The 23,336-nt window shown below is 54.7% G+C and carries 20 protein-coding genes and 1 riboswitch; of the genes, 10 read left to right on the forward strand and 10 right to left on the reverse strand.

The window, feature by feature from the left end; genetic code table 11:
- Positions 1-99: 99 nt before the first annotated feature.
- The 9 genes from tuf (at position 100) to rpoC (ending at position 13,605) form a co-directional block, all read left to right on the forward strand.
- Positions 100-1,284 carry an elongation factor Tu gene (tuf, locus tag ACMGGQ_RS22175; RefSeq protein WP_014830236.1) on the forward strand — a complete coding sequence of 395 codons (1,185 nt, stop codon included), beginning with the start codon at positions 100-102 and terminating at the stop codon, positions 1,282-1,284.
- Positions 1,285-1,513: 229 nt separating this feature from the next.
- Positions 1,514-1,897, forward strand: coding sequence for a preprotein translocase subunit SecE (gene secE, locus ACMGGQ_RS22180; protein WP_003862342.1), 384 nt, complete (start codon positions 1,514-1,516; stop codon positions 1,895-1,897).
- A 1-nt stretch (position 1,898) separates the two neighbouring features.
- On the forward strand, positions 1,899-2,444 hold the full coding sequence (gene nusG, locus ACMGGQ_RS22185; protein WP_003862341.1) for a transcription termination/antitermination protein NusG: 546 nt from the start codon (positions 1,899-1,901) through the stop codon (positions 2,442-2,444).
- Positions 2,445-2,599: 155 nt separating this feature from the next.
- Complete coding sequence (gene rplK / locus ACMGGQ_RS22190; RefSeq protein ID WP_008503452.1) at positions 2,600-3,028, forward strand: 50S ribosomal protein L11; 429 nt, start codon at positions 2,600-2,602, stop codon at positions 3,026-3,028.
- A 3-nt stretch (positions 3,029-3,031) separates the two neighbouring features.
- Entirely contained in the window at positions 3,032-3,736 is a 705-nt protein-coding gene (rplA, locus tag ACMGGQ_RS22195; protein ID WP_006810530.1) for a 50S ribosomal protein L1, read from the forward strand.
- Between the two features lie 291 nt (positions 3,737-4,027).
- On the forward strand, positions 4,028-4,525 hold the full coding sequence (gene rplJ, locus ACMGGQ_RS22200; RefSeq protein WP_420290516.1) for a 50S ribosomal protein L10: 498 nt from the start codon (positions 4,028-4,030) through the stop codon (positions 4,523-4,525).
- Positions 4,526-4,591: 66 nt separating this feature from the next.
- A complete protein-coding gene (rplL, locus tag ACMGGQ_RS22205) occupies positions 4,592-4,957 on the forward strand; it encodes a 50S ribosomal protein L7/L12 (RefSeq protein WP_002445276.1) in 366 nt (121 codons plus the stop codon).
- A gap of 319 nt (positions 4,958-5,276) precedes the next feature.
- On the forward strand, positions 5,277-9,305 hold the full coding sequence (rpoB, locus tag ACMGGQ_RS22210) for a DNA-directed RNA polymerase subunit beta (RefSeq protein ID WP_045909524.1): 4,029 nt from the start codon (positions 5,277-5,279) through the stop codon (positions 9,303-9,305).
- Positions 9,306-9,381: 76 nt separating this feature from the next.
- A complete protein-coding gene (gene rpoC / locus ACMGGQ_RS22215; RefSeq protein WP_045909523.1) occupies positions 9,382-13,605 on the forward strand; it encodes a DNA-directed RNA polymerase subunit beta' in 4,224 nt (1,407 codons plus the stop codon).
- A gap of 57 nt (positions 13,606-13,662) precedes the next feature.
- Here rpoC and ACMGGQ_RS22220 read toward each other — a convergent pair whose 3' ends face one another.
- The 10 genes from ACMGGQ_RS22220 to ACMGGQ_RS22265 form a co-directional block, all read right to left on the reverse strand.
- Positions 13,663-13,980: a PTS lactose/cellobiose transporter subunit IIA gene (locus ACMGGQ_RS22220; protein WP_248037428.1), complete on the reverse strand. Its 318-nt coding sequence runs from the start codon at positions 13,978-13,980 to the stop codon at positions 13,663-13,665.
- Positions 13,980-14,288 (reverse strand): PTS sugar transporter subunit IIB, encoded by a 309-nt coding sequence (locus ACMGGQ_RS22225; protein ID WP_008503456.1) that lies wholly within the window; start codon positions 14,286-14,288, stop codon positions 13,980-13,982. The genes ACMGGQ_RS22220 and ACMGGQ_RS22225 overlap by 1 nt, the downstream gene beginning before the upstream one ends.
- 180 nt (positions 14,289-14,468) lie before the next feature.
- Entirely contained in the window at positions 14,469-16,010 is a 1,542-nt protein-coding gene (locus tag ACMGGQ_RS22230) for a sensor domain-containing diguanylate cyclase (RefSeq protein WP_420290517.1), read from the reverse strand.
- A gap of 336 nt (positions 16,011-16,346) precedes the next feature.
- Positions 16,347-17,474, reverse strand: coding sequence for a 2-iminoacetate synthase ThiH (gene thiH / locus ACMGGQ_RS22235; protein ID WP_420290518.1), 1,128 nt, complete (start codon positions 17,472-17,474; stop codon positions 16,347-16,349).
- Positions 17,471-18,241, reverse strand: coding sequence for a thiazole synthase (gene thiG, locus ACMGGQ_RS22240; protein WP_420290519.1), 771 nt, complete (start codon positions 18,239-18,241; stop codon positions 17,471-17,473). Before thiG ends, thiH begins: the two co-directional genes overlap by 4 nt.
- Position 18,242: 1 nt before the next feature.
- Positions 18,243-18,443: a sulfur carrier protein ThiS gene (gene thiS / locus ACMGGQ_RS22245; protein ID WP_334756190.1), complete on the reverse strand. Its 201-nt coding sequence runs from the start codon at positions 18,441-18,443 to the stop codon at positions 18,243-18,245.
- Positions 18,427-19,182, reverse strand: a complete 756-nt coding sequence (locus tag ACMGGQ_RS22250; protein WP_248223598.1) for a HesA/MoeB/ThiF family protein — start codon at positions 19,180-19,182, stop codon at positions 18,427-18,429. Before ACMGGQ_RS22250 ends, thiS begins: the two co-directional genes overlap by 17 nt.
- Positions 19,175-19,810, reverse strand: coding sequence for a thiamine phosphate synthase (gene thiE, locus ACMGGQ_RS22255; protein WP_126535173.1), 636 nt, complete (start codon positions 19,808-19,810; stop codon positions 19,175-19,177). Before thiE ends, ACMGGQ_RS22250 begins: the two co-directional genes overlap by 8 nt.
- Positions 19,810-21,705, reverse strand: a complete 1,896-nt coding sequence (thiC, locus tag ACMGGQ_RS22260; RefSeq protein WP_045909517.1) for a phosphomethylpyrimidine synthase ThiC — start codon at positions 21,703-21,705, stop codon at positions 19,810-19,812. The genes thiE and thiC overlap by 1 nt, the downstream gene beginning before the upstream one ends.
- Positions 21,706-21,784: 79 nt before the next feature.
- Positions 21,785-21,893, reverse strand: a riboswitch (TPP riboswitch).
- 54 nt (positions 21,894-21,947) lie between these two features.
- Positions 21,948-22,433 (reverse strand): Rsd/AlgQ family anti-sigma factor, encoded by a 486-nt coding sequence (locus ACMGGQ_RS22265; RefSeq protein ID WP_045909516.1) that lies wholly within the window; start codon positions 22,431-22,433, stop codon positions 21,948-21,950.
- A gap of 95 nt (positions 22,434-22,528) precedes the next feature.
- Between ACMGGQ_RS22265 and nudC the strand changes: the two genes are divergently transcribed.
- Positions 22,529-23,302, forward strand: a complete 774-nt coding sequence (nudC, locus tag ACMGGQ_RS22270) for an NAD(+) diphosphatase (RefSeq protein WP_048226934.1) — start codon at positions 22,529-22,531, stop codon at positions 23,300-23,302.
- The last annotated feature ends 34 nt before the right edge of the window (positions 23,303-23,336 follow it).

Here is a 23,336-nt window from a genome sequence, read left to right on the forward strand (position 1 = left end):
TTCTCTCTGTTTCAATTTTACTGTATTCAACAATTCAGGCATTTCGCCTGGTTGATGTGGTGATATCACCGATTTATCCGTGTCTTAGAGGGACAATCGATGTCTAAAGAAAAGTTTGAACGTACAAAACCGCACGTTAACGTCGGTACTATCGGCCACGTTGACCATGGTAAAACAACGCTGACCGCTGCAATCACTACCGTTCTGGCAAAAACCTACGGTGGTTCTGCTCGTGCATTCGACCAGATCGATAACGCACCAGAAGAAAAAGCTCGTGGTATCACCATCAACACCTCTCACGTTGAGTACGACACCCCGACTCGCCACTACGCACACGTAGACTGCCCAGGCCACGCCGACTATGTTAAAAACATGATCACCGGTGCTGCGCAGATGGACGGCGCGATCCTGGTTGTTGCTGCGACTGACGGCCCAATGCCTCAGACTCGTGAGCACATCCTGCTGGGTCGTCAGGTAGGCGTTCCTTACATCATCGTGTTCCTGAACAAGTGCGACATGGTTGATGACGAAGAGCTGCTGGAACTGGTAGAGATGGAAGTTCGTGAACTGCTGTCTCAGTACGATTTCCCAGGCGACGATACCCCAATCGTTCGTGGTTCTGCTCTGAAAGCGCTGGAAGGCGACGCAGAGTGGGAAGCGAAAATCATCGAACTGGCTGGTTTCCTGGATTCTTACATCCCAGAGCCAGAGCGTGCGATTGACAAGCCATTCCTGCTGCCAATCGAAGACGTATTCTCCATCTCCGGTCGTGGTACCGTTGTTACCGGTCGTGTAGAGCGCGGTATCATCAAAGTTGGTGAAGAAGTTGAAATCGTTGGTATCAAAGAGACTGCGAAGTCTACCTGTACTGGCGTTGAAATGTTCCGCAAACTGCTGGACGAAGGCCGTGCTGGTGAGAACGTTGGTGTTCTGCTGCGTGGTATCAAACGTGAAGAAATCGAACGTGGTCAGGTTCTGGCTAAGCCAGGCTCAATCAAGCCACACACCAAGTTCGAATCTGAAGTGTACATCCTGTCCAAAGACGAAGGCGGCCGTCATACTCCGTTCTTCAAAGGCTACCGTCCACAGTTCTACTTCCGTACTACTGACGTGACCGGTACCATCGAACTGCCAGAAGGCGTTGAGATGGTAATGCCAGGCGACAACATCAAGATGGTTGTGACGCTGATCCACCCAATCGCGATGGACGACGGTCTGCGTTTCGCAATCCGTGAAGGTGGCCGTACCGTTGGCGCGGGCGTGGTTGCTAAAGTTCTCGGCTAATTGCTGATAACATTTGACGCAATGCGCAATAAAAGGGCATCATTTGATGCCCTTTTTGCACGCTTTCACGTCAGAACCTGGCTCATCAGTGATTATTTTTGTCATAATCATTGCTGAGACAGGCTCTGCAGAGAGCGTATAATTCGAAAAGCGAATTAGCATTTCGATTTGGTTTGCCTCGCAATCGCGGGGTGAAAATGTTTGTAGAATACTTCTGACAGGTTGGTTTATGAGTGCGAATACCGAAGCTCAAGGGAGCGGGCGCGGCCTGGAAGCGATGAAATGGGTAGTAGTAGCCGTTCTGCTGATCGTAGCGATTGTCGGCAACTACCTTTATCGTGACATGATGCTGCCGCTACGCGCGCTTGCAGTGGTAATTCTGATTGCTGCAGCGGGTGGTGTCGCGCTGTTGACGACGAAAGGCAAAGCGACTGTCGCTTTTGCTCGCGAAGCGCGTACCGAAGTCCGTAAGGTAATTTGGCCGACTCGCCAGGAAACATTGCACACCACGCTGATCGTAGCGGCGGTTACCGCTGTAATGTCACTGATCCTGTGGGGACTGGATGGTATTCTGGTTCGCCTGGTATCCTTTATCACTGGCCTGAGGTTCTGAGATGTCTGAAGCCCCTAAAAAGCGCTGGTACGTCGTTCAGGCGTTTTCCGGTTTTGAAGGCCGCGTAGCAACGTCGCTGCGTGAGCATATCAAATTACACAACATGGAAGAGTTATTTGGCGAAGTTATGGTTCCGACCGAAGAAGTGGTCGAGATCCGTGGCGGCCAGCGTCGCAAAAGCGAACGCAAATTCTTCCCGGGTTACGTGCTGGTTCAGATGGTGATGAACGACGCGAGCTGGCACCTGGTGCGCAGCGTACCGCGCGTGATGGGCTTTATCGGCGGCACGTCTGACCGTCCGGCGCCAATCAGCGACAAAGAAGTGGATGCGATTATGAACCGCCTGCAGCAGGTTGGTGATAAGCCGCGTCCGAAAACGCTGTTTGAACCGGGTGAAATGGTGCGTGTTAATGACGGTCCGTTTGCTGACTTTAACGGCGTCGTTGAAGAAGTGGACTACGAGAAGTCCCGCCTGAAAGTTTCTGTATCTATCTTCGGTCGTGCGACTCCGGTAGAACTGGACTTTGCTCAGGTCGAAAAAGCCTAAGCAGCGATCAAAAAAGCGACGATTTAATCGTTGCACAGGGCGCGAGATTGGAATACAATTTCGCGCCTTTTGTTTTTATGGGCCCGGCCCGTAAAACGAATTTTATTCACGGGGAGCCTCGCTGAGGCGCTATTACCCAATCAGAGGATTTTAGAATGGCTAAGAAAGTACAAGCCTACGTCAAGCTGCAGGTTGCAGCTGGTATGGCGAACCCAAGTCCACCAGTTGGTCCAGCTCTGGGTCAGCAGGGTGTGAACATCATGGAATTCTGTAAAGCGTTCAACGCAAAAACTGAATCCCTGGAAAAAGGTCTGCCAATCCCAGTCGTAATCACTGTTTACGCTGACCGTTCTTTCACTTTCGTTACCAAAACCCCTCCAGCAGCAGTTCTGCTGAAGAAAGCGGCTGGTATCAAGTCTGGTTCCGGTAAACCGAACAAAGACAAAGTGGGTAAAATTTCCCGCGCTCAGCTGCAGGAAATCGCGCAGACCAAAGCTGCCGACATGACTGGTGCCGACATTGAAGCGATGACTCGCTCAATCGAAGGTACTGCACGTTCCATGGGCCTGGTAGTGGAGGACTAAGAAATGGCTAAACTGACCAAGCGCATGTCCGTGATCCGTGACAAAGTTGATGCGACCAAACAGTACGACATCAACGAAGCTATCGCTCTGCTGAAAGAACTGGCAACTGCTAAGTTCGTTGAAAGCGTTGACGTTGCCGTTAACCTGGGCATCGACGCGCGTAAATCTGATCAGAACGTTCGTGGCGCAACTGTACTGCCACACGGTACTGGCCGTTCCGTTCGTGTAGCTGTATTTGCTCAGGGTGCAAACGCTGAAGCTGCTAAAGCTGCCGGCGCTGAACTGGTAGGTATGGAAGATCTGGCTGATCAGATCAAGAAAGGCGAAATGAACTTTGACGTTGTTATTGCTTCTCCAGATGCAATGCGCGTTGTTGGCCAGCTGGGCCAGGTTCTGGGTCCACGCGGCCTGATGCCAAACCCGAAAGTGGGTACTGTAACGCCTAACGTTGCTGAAGCGGTTAAGAACGCTAAAGCAGGTCAGGTTCGTTATCGTAACGACAAAAACGGCATCATCCACACCACCATCGGTAAAGTGGACTTTGACGCTGACAAACTGAAAGAAAACCTGGAAGCTCTGCTGGTTGCGCTGAAAAAAGCAAAACCAACTCAGGCGAAAGGCGTGTACATCAAGAAAGTTAGCATCTCCACCACCATGGGTGCAGGTGTTGCAGTTGACCAGGCTGGCCTGAGCGCTGCTGCAAACTAATGCCTTTACGTGGGCGGTGATTTTGTCTACAATCTTACCCCCACGTTTGCTAACAAAAGTTAGCGGCTAAAAGATTTGTTCGTTGGAGCCTGGCCTAATCCAGGCCTCCGTCGAAGACCGCAGGTGTTTCGCAAGAGACTTAATCCCCTGCGTAGACGGTGACAGAACGCTAAGATTATTTTTGGATACTCTGGCTTGTTTCTGCTCACCGTATTAAGACGCTCTTTCCGTTGGGAAGAGTGAAGTGAGTTCCGGAACATGAGTTCCGGCAAACATCCAGGAGCAAAGCTAATGGCTTTAAATCTTCAAGACAAACAAGCGATTGTTGCTGAAGTCAGCGAAGTAGCCAAAGGCGCGCTGTCTGCAATAGTTGCGGATTCCCGTGGCGTTACTGTAGACAAAATGACTGAACTGCGTAAAGCAGGTCGTGAAGCTGGCGTATACATGCGTGTTGTTCGTAACACCCTGCTGCGCCGCGTAGTTGAAGGTACTCAGTTCGAGTGCCTGAAAGACACGTTTGTTGGTCCGACCCTGATTGCATACTCTATGGAACACCCGGGCGCTGCTGCTCGTCTGTTCAAAGAGTTCGCGAAAGCGAATGCAAAATTTGAGGTCAAAGCTGCAGCCTTTGAAGGTGAGTTGATCCCGGCATCGCAAATCGATCGCCTGGCAACCCTGCCGACCTACGAAGAAGCAATTGCACGCCTGATGGCAACCATGAAAGAAGCTGCGGCTGGCAAACTGGTTCGCACTCTGGCTGCTGTACGCGATGCGAAAGAAGCTGCTTAATCGCAGTTATCTTTATAAAGCATTTGCTTACGTATAAACTTATTCTGATTTTCAGGAACAATTTAAATGTCTATCACTAAAGATCAAATCATTGAAGCAGTAGCAGCTATGTCCGTAATGGACGTTGTAGAGCTGGTTTCTGCAATGGAAGAAAAATTCGGTGTTTCTGCTGCTGCTGCTGTAGCTGTAGCTGCGGGCCCGGCTGAAGCTGCTGAAGAAAAAACTGAATTCGACGTAATTCTGAAAGCTGCTGGCGCGAACAAAGTTGCTGTTATCAAAGCAGTACGTGGCGCAACTGGCCTGGGTCTGAAAGAAGCTAAAGACCTGGTAGAATCTGCTCCAGCTGCGCTGAAAGAAGGCGTGAGCAAAGACGACGCAGAAGCACTGAAAAAATCTCTGGAAGAAGCTGGCGCTGAAGTTGAAGTTAAATAAGCCAACTTTTCTGGTTGCAGCCTAAGTCATTAGGCTGATGGCTGGTGACTTTTTAGTCACCAGCCTTTTTGCGCTGTAAGGCATCAGTAGCATTTCACACTGTTTGACTGCTGATTGTCCTGACAATGCATGTTTCTATCGACGACTTAATATATTGCGACAGGGTGCTCGCTCTGTGTAAATCGCGACGAAATGATTTAAGCGTGATAGCAACAGGTATTGCGGAAAGTATTCAATTTTCCGGTCCACAAAATGGTGTTGCACAAACTGTCCCTTCGTCGGACAGATGGGTCGACTTGTCAGCGAGCTGAGGAACCCTATGGTTTACTCCTATACCGAGAAAAAACGTATTCGTAAGGATTTTGGTAAACGTCCACAAGTTCTGGACATTCCATATCTCCTTTCTATCCAGCTTGACTCGTTCCAGAAGTTTATCGAGCAAGATCCTGAAGGGCAGTACGGTCTGGAAGCAGCCTTCCGCTCCGTGTTCCCGATTCAGAGCTACAGCGGTAACTCCGAGCTGCAGTACGTCAGCTACCGCCTTGGCGAACCGGTGTTTGACGTTCAGGAATGTCAGATCCGTGGCGTGACCTATTCCGCACCGCTGCGCGTAAAACTGCGTCTGGTGATCTACGAGCGCGAAGCGCCGGAAGGCACCGTAAAAGACATTAAAGAACAAGAAGTCTACATGGGTGAAATTCCACTCATGACTGACAACGGTACTTTCGTTATCAACGGTACTGAGCGTGTTATCGTTTCCCAGCTGCATCGTAGCCCGGGCGTCTTCTTCGACAGCGATAAAGGTAAAACACACTCTTCCGGTAAAGTACTGTATAACGCACGCATCATTCCTTACCGTGGTTCCTGGCTGGACTTCGAGTTCGATCCAAAAGACAACCTGTTTGTCCGTATCGACCGTCGTCGTAAACTGCCTGCAACCATCATTCTGCGTGCACTGAACTATACCACTGAGCAGATCCTGGACCTGTTCTTTGAGAAAGTGATCTTTGAAATCCGCGACAACAAGCTGCAGATGGAGCTGGTGCCGGAACGTCTGCGTGGTGAGACCGCGTCGTTCGACATCGAAGCCGACGGCAAAGTGTATGTGGAAAAAGGTCGCCGTATCACCGCGCGCCACATCCGCCAGCTGGAAAAAGATGATATCAAACACATCGAAGTTCCGGTTGAATACATTGCAGGAAAAGTAGCCGCGAAAGATTACGTTGATGAATCAACTGGCGAGCTGATCTGCCCGGCGAACATGGAGCTGAGCCTGGATCTGCTGGCTAAGCTGAGTCAGGCTGGCCACAAACGTATCGAAACGCTGTTCACCAACGATCTGGACCACGGTCCGTACATCTCTGAGACTGTACGCGTCGACCCAACGACCGATCGTCTGAGTGCGCTGGTTGAAATCTACCGCATGATGCGTCCTGGTGAGCCACCAACTCGCGAAGCGGCGGAAAGCCTGTTCGAGAATCTGTTCTTCTCCGAAGACCGCTACGATCTGTCTGCGGTTGGTCGTATGAAGTTCAACCGTTCTCTGCTGCGCGACGAAATTGAAGGTTCCGGTATCCTGAGCAAAGACGACATCATCGAAGTGATGAAGAAGCTCATCGATATCCGTAACGGTAAAGGCGAAGTGGACGATATCGACCACCTCGGCAACCGTCGTATCCGTTCCGTCGGCGAAATGGCGGAAAACCAGTTCCGCGTTGGCCTGGTGCGTGTAGAGCGTGCGGTGAAAGAGCGTCTGTCTCTGGGCGATCTGGATACCCTGATGCCTCAGGATATGATCAACGCCAAGCCGATTTCTGCAGCAGTGAAAGAGTTCTTTGGTTCCAGCCAGCTGTCTCAGTTCATGGACCAGAACAACCCGCTGTCTGAGATTACGCACAAACGTCGTATCTCTGCACTCGGCCCAGGCGGTCTGACCCGTGAACGCGCAGGCTTTGAAGTTCGAGACGTACACCCGACGCACTACGGTCGCGTATGTCCAATCGAAACGCCTGAAGGTCCAAACATCGGTCTGATCAACTCCCTGTCCGTGTACGCACAGACGAACGAATACGGTTTCCTTGAGACGCCGTACCGTAAAGTGACTGACGGTGTTGTAACCGACGAAATTCACTACCTGTCTGCTATCGAAGAAGGCAACTACGTTATCGCTCAGGCGAACTCCAACCTGGATGACGAAGGCCACTTTGTAGAAGATCTGGTGACCTGCCGTAGCAAAGGCGAATCCAGCTTGTTCAGCCGCGACCAGGTTGACTACATGGACGTATCCACCCAGCAGGTGGTATCCGTCGGTGCGTCCCTGATCCCGTTCCTGGAACACGATGACGCCAACCGTGCATTGATGGGTGCGAACATGCAACGTCAGGCCGTTCCAACTCTGCGCGCTGATAAGCCGCTGGTTGGTACCGGTATGGAACGTGCTGTTGCCGTTGACTCCGGTGTTACTGCAGTTGCTAAGCGTGGCGGTACCGTTCAGTACGTCGACGCATCCCGTATCGTTATCAAAGTTAACGAAGACGAGATGTATCCGGGCGAAGCAGGTATCGACATTTATAACCTGACCAAATACACCCGTTCTAACCAGAACACCTGTATCAACCAGATGCCTTGCGTATCTCTGGGTGAGCCAGTTGAGCGCGGCGACGTGCTGGCAGACGGTCCGTCCACCGACCTCGGTGAACTGGCGCTCGGTCAGAACATGCGCGTAGCGTTCATGCCGTGGAACGGTTACAACTTCGAAGACTCCATCCTCGTCTCCGAGCGTGTGGTTCAGGAAGATCGTTTCACCACCATCCACATTCAGGAACTGGCATGTGTGTCCCGTGACACCAAGCTGGGGCCAGAAGAGATCACCGCTGACATCCCTAACGTGGGTGAAGCTGCGCTCTCCAAACTGGATGAATCCGGTATCGTTTACATCGGTGCGGAAGTGACCGGCGGCGACATTCTGGTAGGTAAGGTTACGCCTAAAGGTGAAACCCAGCTGACGCCAGAAGAGAAACTGCTGCGTGCCATCTTCGGTGAGAAAGCGTCTGACGTTAAAGACTCTTCTCTGCGCGTACCAAACGGTGTTTCCGGTACGGTTATCGACGTTCAGGTCTTCACTCGTGACGGCGTTGAGAAAGATAAGCGTGCGCTGGAAATCGAAGAGATGCAGCTCAAACAGGCTAAGAAAGACCTGTCTGAAGAACTGCAGATCCTCGAAGCGGGTCTGTTCAGCCGTATCTATGCGGTGCTGGTTGCCGGTGGCGTTGAAGCTGAGAAGCTCGACAAACTGCCACGCGATCGCTGGCTGGAACTGGGCCTGACCGACGAAGAGAAACAAAATCAGCTGGAACAGCTGGCTGAGCAGTATGACGAACTGAAACACGAGTTCGAGAAAAAACTCGAAGCGAAACGCCGCAAAATCACTCAGGGCGACGATCTGGCACCAGGCGTGCTGAAGATTGTTAAGGTGTATCTGGCTGTTAAACGTCAGATCCAGCCTGGTGATAAGATGGCAGGTCGTCACGGTAACAAGGGTGTTATCTCTAAGATCAACCCGATCGAAGATATGCCGCACGATGCTAACGGTACGCCGGTAGATATCGTACTGAACCCACTGGGCGTACCGTCTCGTATGAACATTGGTCAGATCCTGGAAACTCACCTGGGTATGGCTGCGAAAGGCATCGGCGACAAGATTAACGCCATGCTGAAACAGCAGCAGGAAGTCGCGAAACTGCGCGAATTCATCCAGCGTGCCTACGATCTGGGTACCGACGTGCGTCAGAAAGTCGACCTGAACACCTTCAGCGATGAAGAAGTGCTGCGTCTGGCAGAAAACCTGCGCAAAGGTATGCCAATTGCAACGCCGGTATTCGACGGTGCAAAAGAAGCTGAAATTAAAGAGCTGCTGCAACTGGGTGGTCTGCCAACGTCTGGTCAGATTACGCTGTTTGACGGCCGTACTGGTGAACAGTTCGAACGTCCGGTAACCGTAGGTTACATGTACATGCTGAAACTGAACCACCTGGTCGACGACAAGATGCACGCTCGTTCTACCGGTTCTTACAGCCTGGTTACTCAGCAGCCGCTGGGTGGTAAGGCACAGTTCGGTGGTCAGCGCTTCGGGGAGATGGAAGTGTGGGCGCTGGAAGCATACGGCGCGGCATACACCCTGCAGGAAATGCTCACCGTTAAGTCTGATGACGTGAACGGTCGTACCAAGATGTATAAAAACATCGTGGACGGCAACCATCAGATGGAACCGGGCATGCCAGAATCCTTCAACGTACTGTTGAAAGAGATTCGTTCGCTGGGTATCAACATCGAACTGGAAGACGAGTAATTCTCGCTCAAACAGGTCACTGGTGCCGGGTTAATCCCCGGCACCGGATTGTGCTAACTCCGACGGGAGCAAATCCGTGAAAGATTTATTAAAGTTTCTGAAAGCGCAGACTAAAACCGAAGAGTTTGATGCGATCAAAATTGCTCTGGCTTCGCCAGACATGATCCGTTCATGGTCTTTCGGTGAAGTTAAAAAGCCGGAAACCATCAACTACCGTACGTTCAAACCTGAGCGTGACGGCCTTTTCTGTGCGCGTATTTTCGGGCCAGTAAAAGATTACGAGTGCCTGTGCGGTAAGTACAAGCGCCTGAAACACCGTGGTGTGATCTGTGAGAAGTGCGGCGTTGAAGTGACCCAGACCAAAGTACGCCGTGAGCGTATGGGCCACATCGAGCTGGCGTCTCCGACTGCTCACATCTGGTTCCTGAAATCCCTGCCGTCCCGTATCGGTCTGCTGCTGGATATGCCGCTGCGTGATATCGAACGTGTTCTGTACTTCGAATCTTATGTGGTTATCGAAGGCGGGATGACGAACCTGGAACGTCATCAGATCCTGACTGAAGAGCAGTATCTGGACGCGCTGGAAGAGTTCGGTGACGAATTCGACGCGAAGATGGGTGCGGAAGCTATTCAGGCCCTGCTGAAGAGCATGGATCTGGAGCAAGAGTGCGAGCAGCTGCGTGAAGAGCTGAACGAAACCAACTCCGAAACCAAGCGTAAAAAGCTGACCAAGCGTATCAAACTGCTGGAAGCGTTCGTTCAGTCTGGTAACAAGCCAGAGTGGATGATCCTGACCGTTCTGCCGGTTCTGCCGCCAGATCTGCGTCCACTGGTTCCGCTGGATGGTGGTCGTTTCGCAACGTCCGATCTGAACGATCTGTATCGTCGCGTGATCAACCGTAACAACCGTCTGAAACGTCTGCTGGATCTGGCTGCCCCGGACATCATCGTACGCAACGAAAAACGTATGCTGCAGGAAGCGGTAGATGCCCTGCTGGATAACGGTCGTCGCGGTCGTGCGATCACCGGTTCTAACAAACGTCCTCTGAAATCTTTGGCCGACATGATCAAAGGTAAACAGGGTCGTTTCCGTCAGAACCTGCTCGGTAAGCGTGTTGACTACTCCGGTCGTTCTGTAATCACCGTAGGTCCATACCTGCGTCTGCATCAGTGCGGTCTGCCGAAGAAAATGGCACTGGAGCTGTTCAAACCATTCATCTACGGCAAGCTGGAACTGCGTGGCCTGGCCACCACCATCAAAGCCGCTAAGAAAATGGTTGAGCGTGAAGAAGCTGTCGTTTGGGATATCCTGGACGAAGTGATCCGCGAACACCCGGTACTGCTGAACCGTGCACCAACCCTGCACCGTCTGGGTATCCAGGCATTTGAGCCGGTCCTGATCGAAGGTAAAGCTATCCAGCTGCACCCGCTGGTTTGTGCGGCATATAACGCCGACTTCGATGGTGACCAGATGGCTGTTCACGTACCGCTGACGCTGGAAGCCCAGCTCGAAGCGCGTGCGCTGATGATGTCTACCAACAACATCCTGTCTCCAGCGAACGGTGAGCCAATCATTGTTCCTTCTCAGGACGTTGTACTGGGTCTGTACTACATGACCCGTGACTGTGTTAACGCCAAAGGCGAAGGCATGGTGCTGACTGGCCCGAAAGAAGCTGAGCGTATTTATCGCGCTGGCCTGGCCTCTCTGCATGCGCGCGTTAAAGTGCGTATCACCGAATACGAAAAAGATGCAAACGGCGAATTCGTTGCGAAAACCAGCCTGAAAGACACGACCGTTGGCCGTGCCATTCTGTGGATGATCGTACCGAAAGGTCTGCCTTTCTCCATCGTCAACCAGGCGCTGGGCAAGAAAGCGATCTCCAAAATGCTGAACACCTGTTACCGCATTCTGGGTCTGAAGCCGACCGTTATCTTCGCTGACCAGACAATGTACACCGGCTTTGCGTATGCAGCGCGTTCAGGTGCATCTGTTGGTATCGATGACATGGTCATCCCAGAGAAGAAACACGAGATCATCTCTGAAGCGGAAGCTGAAGTTGCTGAGATCCAGGAGCAGTTCCAGTCTGGTCTGGTTACCGCGGGCGAACGCTATAACAAAGTTATCGATATCTGGGCCGCGGCGAACGATCGTGTATCCAAAGCGATGATGGATAACCTGCAGACCGAAACCGTGATTAACCGTGACGGCGTTGAAGAGCAGCAGGTTTCCTTCAACAGCATCTACATGATGGCCGACTCCGGTGCGCGTGGTTCTGCAGCACAGATTCGTCAGCTGGCAGGTATGCGTGGTCTGATGGCGAAGCCAGATGGCTCCATCATCGAAACGCCAATCACCGCGAACTTCCGTGAAGGTCTGAACGTACTCCAGTACTTCATCTCCACGCACGGTGCGCGTAAAGGTCTGGCGGATACCGCACTGAAAACAGCGAACTCCGGTTATCTGACGCGTCGTCTGGTTGACGTTGCGCAGGACCTGGTTGTGACCGAAGACGATTGTGGCACCCTCGAAGGTATCACCATGACCCCGGTTATCGAGGGTGGTGATGTTAAAGAGCCACTGCGCGATCGCGTTCTGGGTCGTGTAACCGCGGAAGACATTCTGAAGCCGGGTACGGCAGACATTCTGGTTCCACGCAACACGCTGCTGCACGAGCACTGGTGTGACCTGCTGGAAGCGAACTCTGTTGACTCCGTGAAAGTCCGTTCCGTTGTATCCTGTGACACCGACTTTGGTGTATGTGCACACTGCTACGGTCGTGACCTGGCGCGTGGCCACATCATCAACAAAGGTGAAGCCATCGGCGTTATCGCGGCACAGTCCATCGGTGAGCCGGGTACACAGCTGACGATGCGTACGTTCCACATCGGTGGTGCGGCATCTCGTGCGGCTGCTGAATCCAGCATCCAGGTGAAAAACAAAGGTAGCATCAAGCTCAGCAACGCGAAGTCGGTTGTGAACTCCAGCGGTAAACTGGTTATCACTTCCCGTAACACCGAGCTGAAGCTGATCGACGAATTCGGTCGTACCAAAGAGAGCTATAAAGTGCCTTACGGTGCGGTTATGGCGAAAGGTGATGGCGAGCAGGTTGCCGGCGGTGAAACCGTTGCAAACTGGGATCCACACACCATGCCGGTTATCACCGAAGTAAGTGGTTTCATCCGCTTCACTGACATGATTGACGGCCAGACCATTACTCGTCAGACAGACGAGCTGACCGGTCTGTCTTCTCTGGTGGTTCTGGATTCTGCTGAACGTACTACTGGTGGTAAAGATCTGCGTCCTGCACTGAAAATCGTTGATGCTCAGGGTAACGACGTTCTGATCCCGGGTACCGATATGCCTGCGCAGTACTTCCTGCCGGGTAAAGCGATTGTACAGCTGGAAGATGGCGTACAGATCAGCTCTGGTGACACCCTGGCGCGTATTCCTCAGGAATCCGGCGGTACCAAGGACATCACCGGTGGTCTGCCACGCGTTGCGGATCTGTTCGAAGCGCGTCGTCCGAAAGAGCCTGCAATCCTGGCTGAAATCAGCGGTATCATCTCCTTCGGTAAAGAGACCAAAGGTAAACGCCGTCTGGTTATCACGCCAGTAGATGGCAGCGAACCGTACGAAGAGATGATTCCTAAGTGGCGTCAGCTCAACGTGTTCGAAGGTGAACGTGTAGAACGTGGTGACGTGGTTTCCGATGGTCCAGAAGCACCGCACGACATTCTGCGTCTTCGTGGAGTACACGCGGTAACGCGTTACATCACCAACGAAGTACAGGACGTTTACCGTCTGCAGGGCGTTAAGATTAACGATAAGCACATTGAAGTTATCGTTCGTCAGATGCTGCGTAAAGCAACCATCGAAAACGCGGGCAGCTCCGAGTTCCTGGAAGGCGAGCAGGTTGAATACTCACGCGTCAAGATCGCTAACCGCGAACTGGAAGCGAACGGCAAAATCGGTGCGACCTTCTCGCGCGATCTGCTGGGTATCACCAAAGCGTCTCTGGCAACCGAGTCCTTCATCTCTGCAGCATCGTTCCAGGAAACGACTCGTGTCCTGACCGAAGCCGCTGTTGCAGGTAAACGTGATGAACTGCGCGGTCTGAAAGAGAACGTTATCGTGGGTCGTCTGATCCCGGCTGGTACCGGTTATGCGTACCATCAGGATCGTATGCGTCGTCGTGCTGCGGGCGAACTGCCAGCTGCACCGCAGGTGACTGCTGAAGATGCATCCGCGAGCCTGGCAGAACTGCTGAACGCAGGTCTGGGTGGTTCCGACAACGAGTAATCGTTGAGCCGCTAATAAAAAACCCGCCTCGGCGGGTTTTTTTACATCTGCATGTTTTCAATTCACTAACGGGATCCGGCGATAAAGCTCAATCATATCGCCTGCCAGGTCCTGAATGACCATGGCGTTCATCAGGTGATCCTGAGAGTGGACGGTGATCAGGTTAACCGGAAGTTTCCCGGTCCCCTCATCAAGACCAATAAGCTGCGTCTGTATGGTGTGCGCATGCTTCACATATTCACGCGACTCTTCCATCGCTTTTTCAGCTTTGTCAAACTCACCTTTACGCGCCATCTGCAACGCCGTCAGGGCCGCACTGCGCGCTGCACCTGCGTTAACAAGCAGTTCCATAATCGTGGTTTCTAAGTCTTCCATTATGACTCCAGAAGTTTGAGCGCTTTATCCAGTACGGCATCACCTTTCATCATGCCGTAATCCATCATGTCGATCACCGCGACCTTTTTACCTAACGGGTCGGCCTGTGCCTGTAATTTAGCCTGCTCGTATTTAACCTGTGGCCCCAGTAATACGATGTCGGCCGTCGCGATGTTGTCTTTAAACTCCGCAACCGGAACGGCTTTAATGGTGACTTCAACCCCTTTTTTCTGCGCGGCGTCTTTCATACGTTGAACCAGCATGCTGGTTGACATTCCCGCTGCACAGCATAAAACGATGTTCTTCATAATCAGCCTCGATCTACATGTGTTTATTGATAATTATCCCGTGCAGACCGCTTCAACAACCGCTTTACCGCGATTGTGTGTCAGGCATCACAAAGAAACAGGTGATTTTCTGAAACCGGTTACAATTTTACACTGGCGGGTACCCGGCCCGTCGAAACGGGCAGGGTGAAGGAGAGAGGATTAGCTGATGGATGTGCGAATGATGCGGTTTTTTCCCTGCTGTTTGGCGCTGTAGAGGGCGTTATCAACGCTTCCGACGAATTGTTCCAGCGGCTCAAAATGCCACTCCCCAAGACCACCGCTGAACGTAACCCGCAGGTTTTCTTCCCGCCAGACGCGATTTTCAACGGCGGTACGCCATGCTTCGAGCAAGGAGAGCGCGGAAGACATCTGCTCCGCCTGGAAGATGACCGCGAACTCTTCTCCACCATAACGGTAAACCGAAACATGATGTGGCTGCATAATCTGGATCCCTTCCCGAGCCACGTTGCGCAGAACGATATCACCGGTCAGGTGACCCAGCGTGTCGTTAATTGACTTGAAGTTATCGATATCCACCAGCGCCATCGCGAAAGGCTGCTGGGTATTCAGCAGCTCTGCGACATCGCTGTCGAACGCGCGGCGGTTTTTACAGCCCGTCAGCGCATCGTGGGTGGCCTGGCGCACATACGCCATTTCGCGCTCTTTATTGGACTGAATCGTGTGGCTCAGCATCGCTTCCAGGCGCGGCGCCTCGCTGACATCGCCGGTTTTGATGGCATTGATAATGTGCATCAGCACGCTACGCGAGGCGTGGCGGAGGTATAAGCCGAAGAGAATGATGATGATGGCCGCCAGCGCAAACCCCCAGCCAACGATTGTCGTTTCGTGGCGGGTAATATCAGTAAGCGTCGCGCCGGATACCCGGTAGATGACAAACCAGTCCGGGTTGGTAAACGAATAGTAGTAATACCAGGCGTTGCTTTTCTTGTCGTAAAGATGACCTTCGCCGCTGGTCATTTTATCCATCAGCGCTTCGCTCACATACTGCTTGAAGAGCGCGCCGGTATCCGGATGCAGCACCACGGCACCATCGCGTTCGACGACGAAGAATTCCCCCTGAACGGGCGCCACCATCTGGCGCAGGGTGAAGCCCATTGAGGTCAAATCGAGATGGAAAGCGAGCGTTCCCTTCAGTCTCCCTTCAGGCGAAATCAAAGGTTTATAAAGGGTCACCGTCGGATGACCGGTGAAGTAGTCCATGTAAGGACGGGTATAGTGGCTAAAGATGCTGGCTTCCGCCTGAGCGACAAACCACGGTCGCGTCCGGGGATCGAAGGTTTTACTCGTCTCCGTGGAGAGCACTTCCGGTGCGCGGAGATAATGCCCTTGCGTGTCCGCCAGCGAGATGGAGGAGACGGTCGGCATCAGGTTCTGCAGATGCATCATCATCTGCAGTCCCTGCGTCGGATTGACGTTGAGCGTCTCGTTTAACCTGTCGTCGCGCGCAAAGTACATCGCGGAACGGCCCAGGATATAGTCGTTTTCACGCAGGATAGATTCGGTGTAGTTCACCGCCAGGTTGTGCGTGAAGTTGCTATTGATCTTATGATAATCCTCAAGAAAATCCTTCCGTTGCGAAAGCGTCACTGCGATCGCGATCACCGCAAAACTGCAGAGGATCCCCGCGAAGCTGAGCATAATGGGCCGGGTAAAAGAGAGCTTTTTGCTGTGAAGTGCCATGAGCTGTACATCGTTCCTGATGGTGAATACTTTTCGTCTGCCGATATCCTCTCAGCATAGTCGCTGTCCTGCGGTTAGCGGTGAATTATACGGCACACGATTTCTGACGGGATGATTTATCTTAAGAACCATTAAGAAAATACTTATTAAACTGGCTGGGACCGTTTGTGCAATGCACCAGAGGCAGGGCGAAACGAGGAAGAAGCTTTTCGCCCTGGTCAGCTTCCGTTGCTGACCGTGTGACATTAAAAAACCGGACGATCGCTGACAATCCTCCGGTTTTGCCTTTTCGTTGCGCCTCGATAATTTTTTAACGTGTTGCAGTGCGTTTCAACGTCACTGCGAGGCTCTTCCCAGCCAGCTGTCCCAGTCTTTCCAGACAGGCTGAAGACCCTGCGCCGTCAGGGCGGCAGCGACCGCTTCCGGACGTCGGCCATCATGCGGTACAAACTGTTCCAGCTCCGGACGATCGTCGGCGTAGCCGCCAGGCTGCGTTTTGGAAAATGCGCTGACGTTGTTAATCGCAAGCGGGATAACGCGATCGCGAAACGCCGGGGACTCGCGCGTTGAGAGCGATAATTCCACTTCCGGGGCAAGCAGGCGAAACGCGCAGATGGTCTGCACCAGCTGGCGTTCATCCATCAGAGAAGCCGGTTCAATTCCTCCCGCGCAGGGACGCAGGCGCGGGAAGGAGATGGAATAACGGCTCTGCCAGTAGCGTTGTTGAAGCCACAGCAGATGTTCCGCCACCATGTAACAATCCACCCGCCAGCTGTCGGAGAGCCCGATCAGCGCACCCAGACCGATTTTGTCGATGCCGGCGCGACCCAGCCTGTCCGGCGTTTCCAGGCGGAAAAAGAAATCCTGTTTCTTGCCTTTCAGGTGGTGCCGGGCGTACGTCGCCTCGTGGTAGGTTTCCTGATAGACCATAACGCCGTCCAGCCCGAGCGTTTTGAGCTCCGCGTACTCCCCCTGCGACAGAGGCTGCACTTCCATCTGCAACGACGCAAACTGACGACGAATGGCAGGAAGATGCCGACGGAAATAGTCCATTCCCACTTTCCCCTGATGCTCGCCCGTGACCAGCAGAAGATGTTCAAAGCCCATTTCACGGATGGCTGCACACTCACGGGCAATCTCACCCTCATCAAGGGTTTTACGCCTGATGCGGTTGCTCATGGAGAAGCCGCAGTAGGTACAGTCATTGGCGCACAGGTTGGAGAGATAGAGCGGCACGTAGAAGCTCACCGTGTTGCCAAAACGCTGGCGGGTGAGCCGCTGCGCTCGCTGAGCCATCGGTTCGAGGTACGCGCTGGCCGCCGGGGAGAGCAGGGCCATCAGATCCTCGCGGGTCAGCTGACGGGCATGCAGCGCGCGCTCCACGTCAGCCGCCGTTTTGCTGTTGATGCGCAGGGCAATGTCGTCCCAGTTAAGCTGTCGCCAGCGCTCGGTAAACGTGCTCATGAGATCGCCTCCAGAAAACCGGTCAGCGGGCTGGTGGCCTGCGCCTGGAAACTGCGCGAGCCGGGGCCGGATCCCTTTGCCAGCAGGCCGGCCTCTACGGCCAGGCGGAATGCCCGCGCCATCATGACCGGATCGTCGGCAACCGCGATAGCCGTATTGACCAGCACCGCGTCAGCCCCCATTTCCAGCGCCTGCGCGGCATGGCTGGGCACGCCAATGCCCGCATCAACCACCACCGGCACGGTAGCCTGCTCAATAATGATTTCCAGCATCGCGCGGGTTTCCAGCCCCTGGTTGGAGCCAATGGGGGCCCCCAGCGGCATGACGGCGGCGCAACCGACCTCTTCCAGACGTTTGCACAGCACCGGGTCGGCCCCGCAGTAAGGCAGAACGGTAAATCCTTGCTGAACCAGCTTTTCAGCCGCTTTCAGCGTTTCAATCGGGTCGGGCAGCAGCCAGCGGGCATCCGGATGGATTTCCAGCTTCAGCCAGCCGGTGCCGAGCGCTTCACGCGCCAGCTGTGCGGCGAAAATCGCCTCTTCGGCGGTTTTCGCTCCGGAGGTGTTGGGCAGCAGCGTCACGCCTGCTTCCAGCAACGGAGCCAGAATGGCATCGCTGTGATGGCGCAGATCCACGCGCTTGAGCGCCAGCGTCACCAGCTGGCTGCCGCTTTCACGAATGGCCTCCACCATCAGCTGCGGCGAGGCGAATTTTCCGGTTCCGGTAAACAGATGCGAATCAAAAACCTTATCGGCAATACGTAACATCTCAGCCCCCTGCGATAACCTGAAACAGCAGGATCTGGTCGCCTTCATTGACCTGCTGATGTTCCCACTGCTCGCGCGGCAGGATCTGTTGATTGAGCGCCAGCGCCGTTCCCGGCTTGAGCTGACGCAGCTTGTCGAGCAGTCCGGCAACGGTAAGCCCGTCGTCGCATCTCATCGGCTCATCGTTAAACAGAATGCGCATCGCGGCCTCCGCATACCGGGCAGCGGCTGGCGCGGCGTAACGCCAGCTGGCGCCAGCCGCTGGAGCGGGCATCAAACAGCCGCAGCGTATTGCGTTCCGTCTCCATGCCGCTGAGCAGCTTGATCGCCTCCAGCGCCTGCATGGTGCCCATCACGCCGACCACCGGACCCAGAATACCCGCCGTACGGCAGTTGCGCGTCGGCTCGGCATCGTCCGGCCACAGGCAGCGATAGCAGCCCTGCGTCCACGGTGGCGTCAGAACCATCATTTGCCCGCCGAACCCCACCGCGCTGGCGGTGATAAGCGGCGTATGATTTGCCACGCAGGCGGCGTTGATCGCCTGGCGCGTCGCCATGTTGTCGGTACAGTCCAGCACCACGTCGGCAAGGGCGACTTCACGGTGCAGGCTTTCACCGCTAAGACGCTCCTGTAAGGCAATCAGCTCGATATCCGGATTAAGCAGGTTCAGCCGCTGCCGGGTGATTTTCGCTTTCGGCTGGTTGATATCGTCGGTAGTAAAGAGGATTTGCCGCTGCAGATTGCTGAGGTGGACCTCATCGTCGTCGGCCAGCACCAGCGTGCCGATACCCGCACCTGCCAGATAGAGCGCGGCGGGTGCACCTAATCCCCCCAGGCCAACAATCAGCACCCGGCTGGCGAGCAGTTTTTGCTGGCCGTCGATGGCGATATCCTCCAGCAGGATCTGACGGCTGTAGCGCATAAAGTCGCGATCATTCATCACCGGCTCCTGCCAGCTGTAAAAGCTGTTCGGTGGCGGACCGCCAGTCTGCAGCCTGGGTGATGGCGCTGACGACGGCGATGCTGCCGACGCCGGTCTCCAGCACCGCCGGGGCACGTTCAAGGCTGATTCCGCCGATGGCGACGGTGGGGTAATCGGCAAGGCGTTTAACGTGACTCGCCAGCTGCATCAGACCCTGCGGTGCGGAGGGCATCTGCTTGGTTTGCGTCGGGAAGACGTGACCGAGCGCGATGTATGAGGGACGGGCCGCCAGGGCCACGTCGATCTCCATGTCATCGTGCGTTGACACGCCAAGACGCAGCCCGGCTTCACGGATTGCGCTCAGATCCGTTGTTTCCAGGTCCTCCTGACCCAGATGCACGCCGTACGCCCGGTGCTTAACGGCCAGCCGCCAGTAGTCGTTGATAAACAGGCGGGCGTTATACCGACGCCCCAGCGCAATGGCGGCAACCACATCGGCTTCCACCTCGTCATCGCGCTTATCCTTGATGCGAAGCTGGAGGGTGCGAACGCCTGCCTCCAGCAGTCGCGCTATCCACGCCACGCTGTCCACCACCGGATAGAGCCCTAAACGGTAGGGGACGGGTGGGAAATCGGGCTGGTACATTACGCCTCCTCTTTTTTGAGGTAGATTTCGCCGCCTTTGGCGCGGAAGGTTTCAGACATGTCCGCCATACCCACTTCAATGGTTTGCGTGGCGGCGTAGTCGCGCACTTCCTGGCTGATTTTCATCGAGCAGAATTTTGGTCCGCACATGGAGCAGAAGTGCGCGACTTTGCCCGATTCCTGCGGCAGGGTTTCGTCGTGGTAGGCGCGGGCGGTGAACGGGTCCAGCGCCAGGTTGAACTGATCTTCCCAGCGGAATTCAAAGCGCGCCTTCGACATGGCGTTATCGCGGATTTGCGCGCCCGGGTGGCCTTTGGCCAGATCCGCCGCGTGGGCGGCAATTTTGTAGGTAATCAGCCCCTGCTTCACGTCCTCTTTGTTTGGCAGGCCGAGGTGCTCTTTCGGCGTCACGTAGCAGAGCATGGCGCAGCCGAACCAGCCGATCATCGCCGCGCCAATGCCTGACGTGAAGTGGTCGTAACCCGGCGCAATATCGGTGGTCAACGGCCCCAGGGTGTAGAACGGCGCTTCGTGGCAGTGCTCCAGCTCCTCGGTCATGTTGCGGCGGATCATCTGCATCGGCACGTGTCCCGGGCCTTCAATCATCACCTGCACGTCATACTCCCAGGCGATTTTGGTCAGTTCGCCCAGCGTGTGCAGCTCGGCAAACTGCGCTTCGTCGTTGGCGTCACGGATGGAGCCCGGGCGCAGGCCGTCGCCCAGCGAGAGGGAGACGTCATAAGCGGCGCAGATTTCGCAGATCTCGCGGAAGTGTTCGTAGAGGAAGTTTTCCTGGTGATGGGAGAGGCACCACTTCGCCATGATGGAACCGCCGCGCGAGACGATACCGGTCAGACGCTTCGCGGTCATCGGCACGTAGCGCAGCAGCACGCCCGCGTGAATGGTGAAGTAGTCGACGCCCTGCTCGGCCTGCTCTAGCAGCGTGTCGCGGAACGCTTCCCAGGTCAGGTCTTCGGCAATGCCGTTGACCTTCTCCAGCGCCTGATAAATCGGGACGGTGCCAATCGGAACCGGGCTGTTACGCAGGATCCACTCGCGGGTTTCGTGAATGTAGCGGCCGGTGGAGAGGTCCATTACCGTGTCCGCGCCCCAGCGCGTTGACCAGACCAGCTTTTCAACCTCTTCTTCGATGGAGGAGGTGACGGCCGAGTTACCGATGTTAGCGTTGACCTTCACCAGGAAGTTGCGGCCAATAATCATCGGCTCGGATTCCGGGTGGTTAATGTTGGCGGGGATAATCGCGCGCCCGGCGGCCACTTCGTCACGCACAAATTCCGGCGTGATGTTCTCCGGCAGGCGCGCGCCAAAGCCCTCTCCCGGATGCTGGTAGCGCAGCACTTCGCTGCGGATACGCTCGCGGCCCATGTTCTCGCGGATGGCGATGAACTCCATCTCCGGCGTGACGATCCCCTGGCGGGCGTAGTGCAGCTGGGTCACGCATTTGCCCGCTTTGGCACGTTTTGGCGTCAGCAGGCCGGTAAAGCGCAGCGCGTCCAGACCGTCGTCGGCCAGGCGTTCTTTGGTGTACGCAGAACTGCGTACGCTGAGTTCTTCGCAGTCGTTACGCGCCTCAATCCACGGCTGGCGCAGCTTTGCCAGACCCTGCTGAACGTTGATCGTAACAGAGGGATCGCCGTACGGGCCGGAGGTGTCATACACCGGTACGGCTTCATTGTCTTCATACTGCGGATTCTCTTTGCTGCCGCCGATAAGCGTCGGGCTAAGCTGGATTTCGCGCATCGGGACGCGGATATCGGCCTGCGAGCCGGAAATGTAGATGCGTTTCGAGTTCGGGAAAGCGGTGCCTTCCAGGGTGTCGATGAAGTGTTGGGCCTGTGCGCGCTGTTCGCGGCGGGTCAGTTTTGCAGTAGACATAGCTCATTCCAAAAGTGAAGGACATGGCTTGTCAGACGACGGATGAAGCAAGAGAGGATCGCCCGGGGGGCGATACAACAGCAGTGTGACTCTTGTTCCCTTCGCAGGTATTAACCTGATCAGGTTCCGCGGATCCCGAATTAACGGTCTCAGCCCGGCTTTCGCTCTGGGCACTCCGACAAGAAAAATCCCCCTCGTGAGAGGGGCGAATGGTTGTAAATTACTCGTTAACGATTAAGAACTCAAGCCGGGCGCGCGACGTTATCTTCGGGACTGGCATCCAGGACGAGGCTAATCAGCCTATCTTCCAGCGTGAATCGCTCCTCCAGCGCTTCACCGAGGTCGGATAATGCCCGCTGAAACTCAAGGTAGTTATCGTGATCGATGGCATTCTCGAGCGTGGAATCATAGTAATCCATGATCTGCTGGGTGTTGGCCTCCAGCAGCGGATAGAGTTTGCTGGCCGCTAAATACGGCGTTGTCCCTTCCATTTCGCGGATAATGCGTTCATAAATATTGAAATGGCCGTCGGACAGATAGTCGACCAGGCCCTGACAAAAATCATCCAGCGCTTTTTCGTTCAGCCGCATAAACGATTCTTTGCCAGGCTTAATGCCGACCAGATTGTAATAAGCCACGAGTAGATGCTTGCGCACATGAAGCCAGCGATCCACCAGTTTGTTACTTCCTCTAACGCGCTCAGTCAGGCTTTCTAGCTGGTTTAACATGGTCGACTCCGCAAAGTGTAGGATTGAATCTGCTTATCCAGAATGTAACCACAATGCTAACAACATGTCAGTGAAGCGAAGGTAGTGCAATAGATATGGATCGTATTATTGAAAAATCAGATCTGGGTTGGTGGATCGTCAGCCACGAACAAAAATTATGGTTGCCCGGTGGAGAACTGCCCTATGGTGCGGCGGAAACGTTCGATCTCGTGGGCCAGCCAGCGCTAAAGATCGGCGAGTGGCAGGGTGAGCCCGTGTGGTTGATCCAGCAAGCGCGTCGTCAGGATATGGGATCCGTTCGCCAGGTGTTGGATCTGGACGTGGGCCTGTTCCAGCTGGCGGGGCGCGGCGTGCAGCTGGCGGAGTTTTATCGCTCGCATAAATACTGCGGCTATTGCGGTCATACCATGCGTCCGAGCAAAACCGAGTGGGCGATGCTCTGCAGCCACTGCCGCGAGCGCTACTATCCGCAGATTGCGCCGTGCATCATCGTCGCTATCCGCCGGGAGGATTCCATCCTGCTGGCGCAACATACCCGCCATCGCAACGGCGTTCACACCGTGCTGGCCGGCTTCGTCGAGGTGGGCGAAACGCTGGAGCAGGCGGTGGCGCGCGAGGTTATGGAGGAGAGCGGGATCAAAGTGAAGAACCTGCGCTACGTTACCTCCCAGCCGTGGCCGTTCCCGCAGTCGCTGATGACGGCCTTTATGGCCGAATACGACAGCGGCGAGATCGTTATCGATCAGAAAGAGCTGCTGGACGCGAACTGGTATCGCTACGACGATTTACCGCTGTTACCACCGCCGGGCACCGTGGCGCGCCGGCTGATAGAAGATACCGTAGCGATGTGTCGGGCCGAGTATGAGTAGTGTTACACTGAGGCCATGACGCTTAAGGAACTGC

This window comes from Enterobacter sp. BNK-13, assembly GCF_048685015.1.
Lineage (GTDB): Bacteria > Pseudomonadota > Gammaproteobacteria > Enterobacterales > Enterobacteriaceae > Enterobacter > Enterobacter quasiroggenkampii.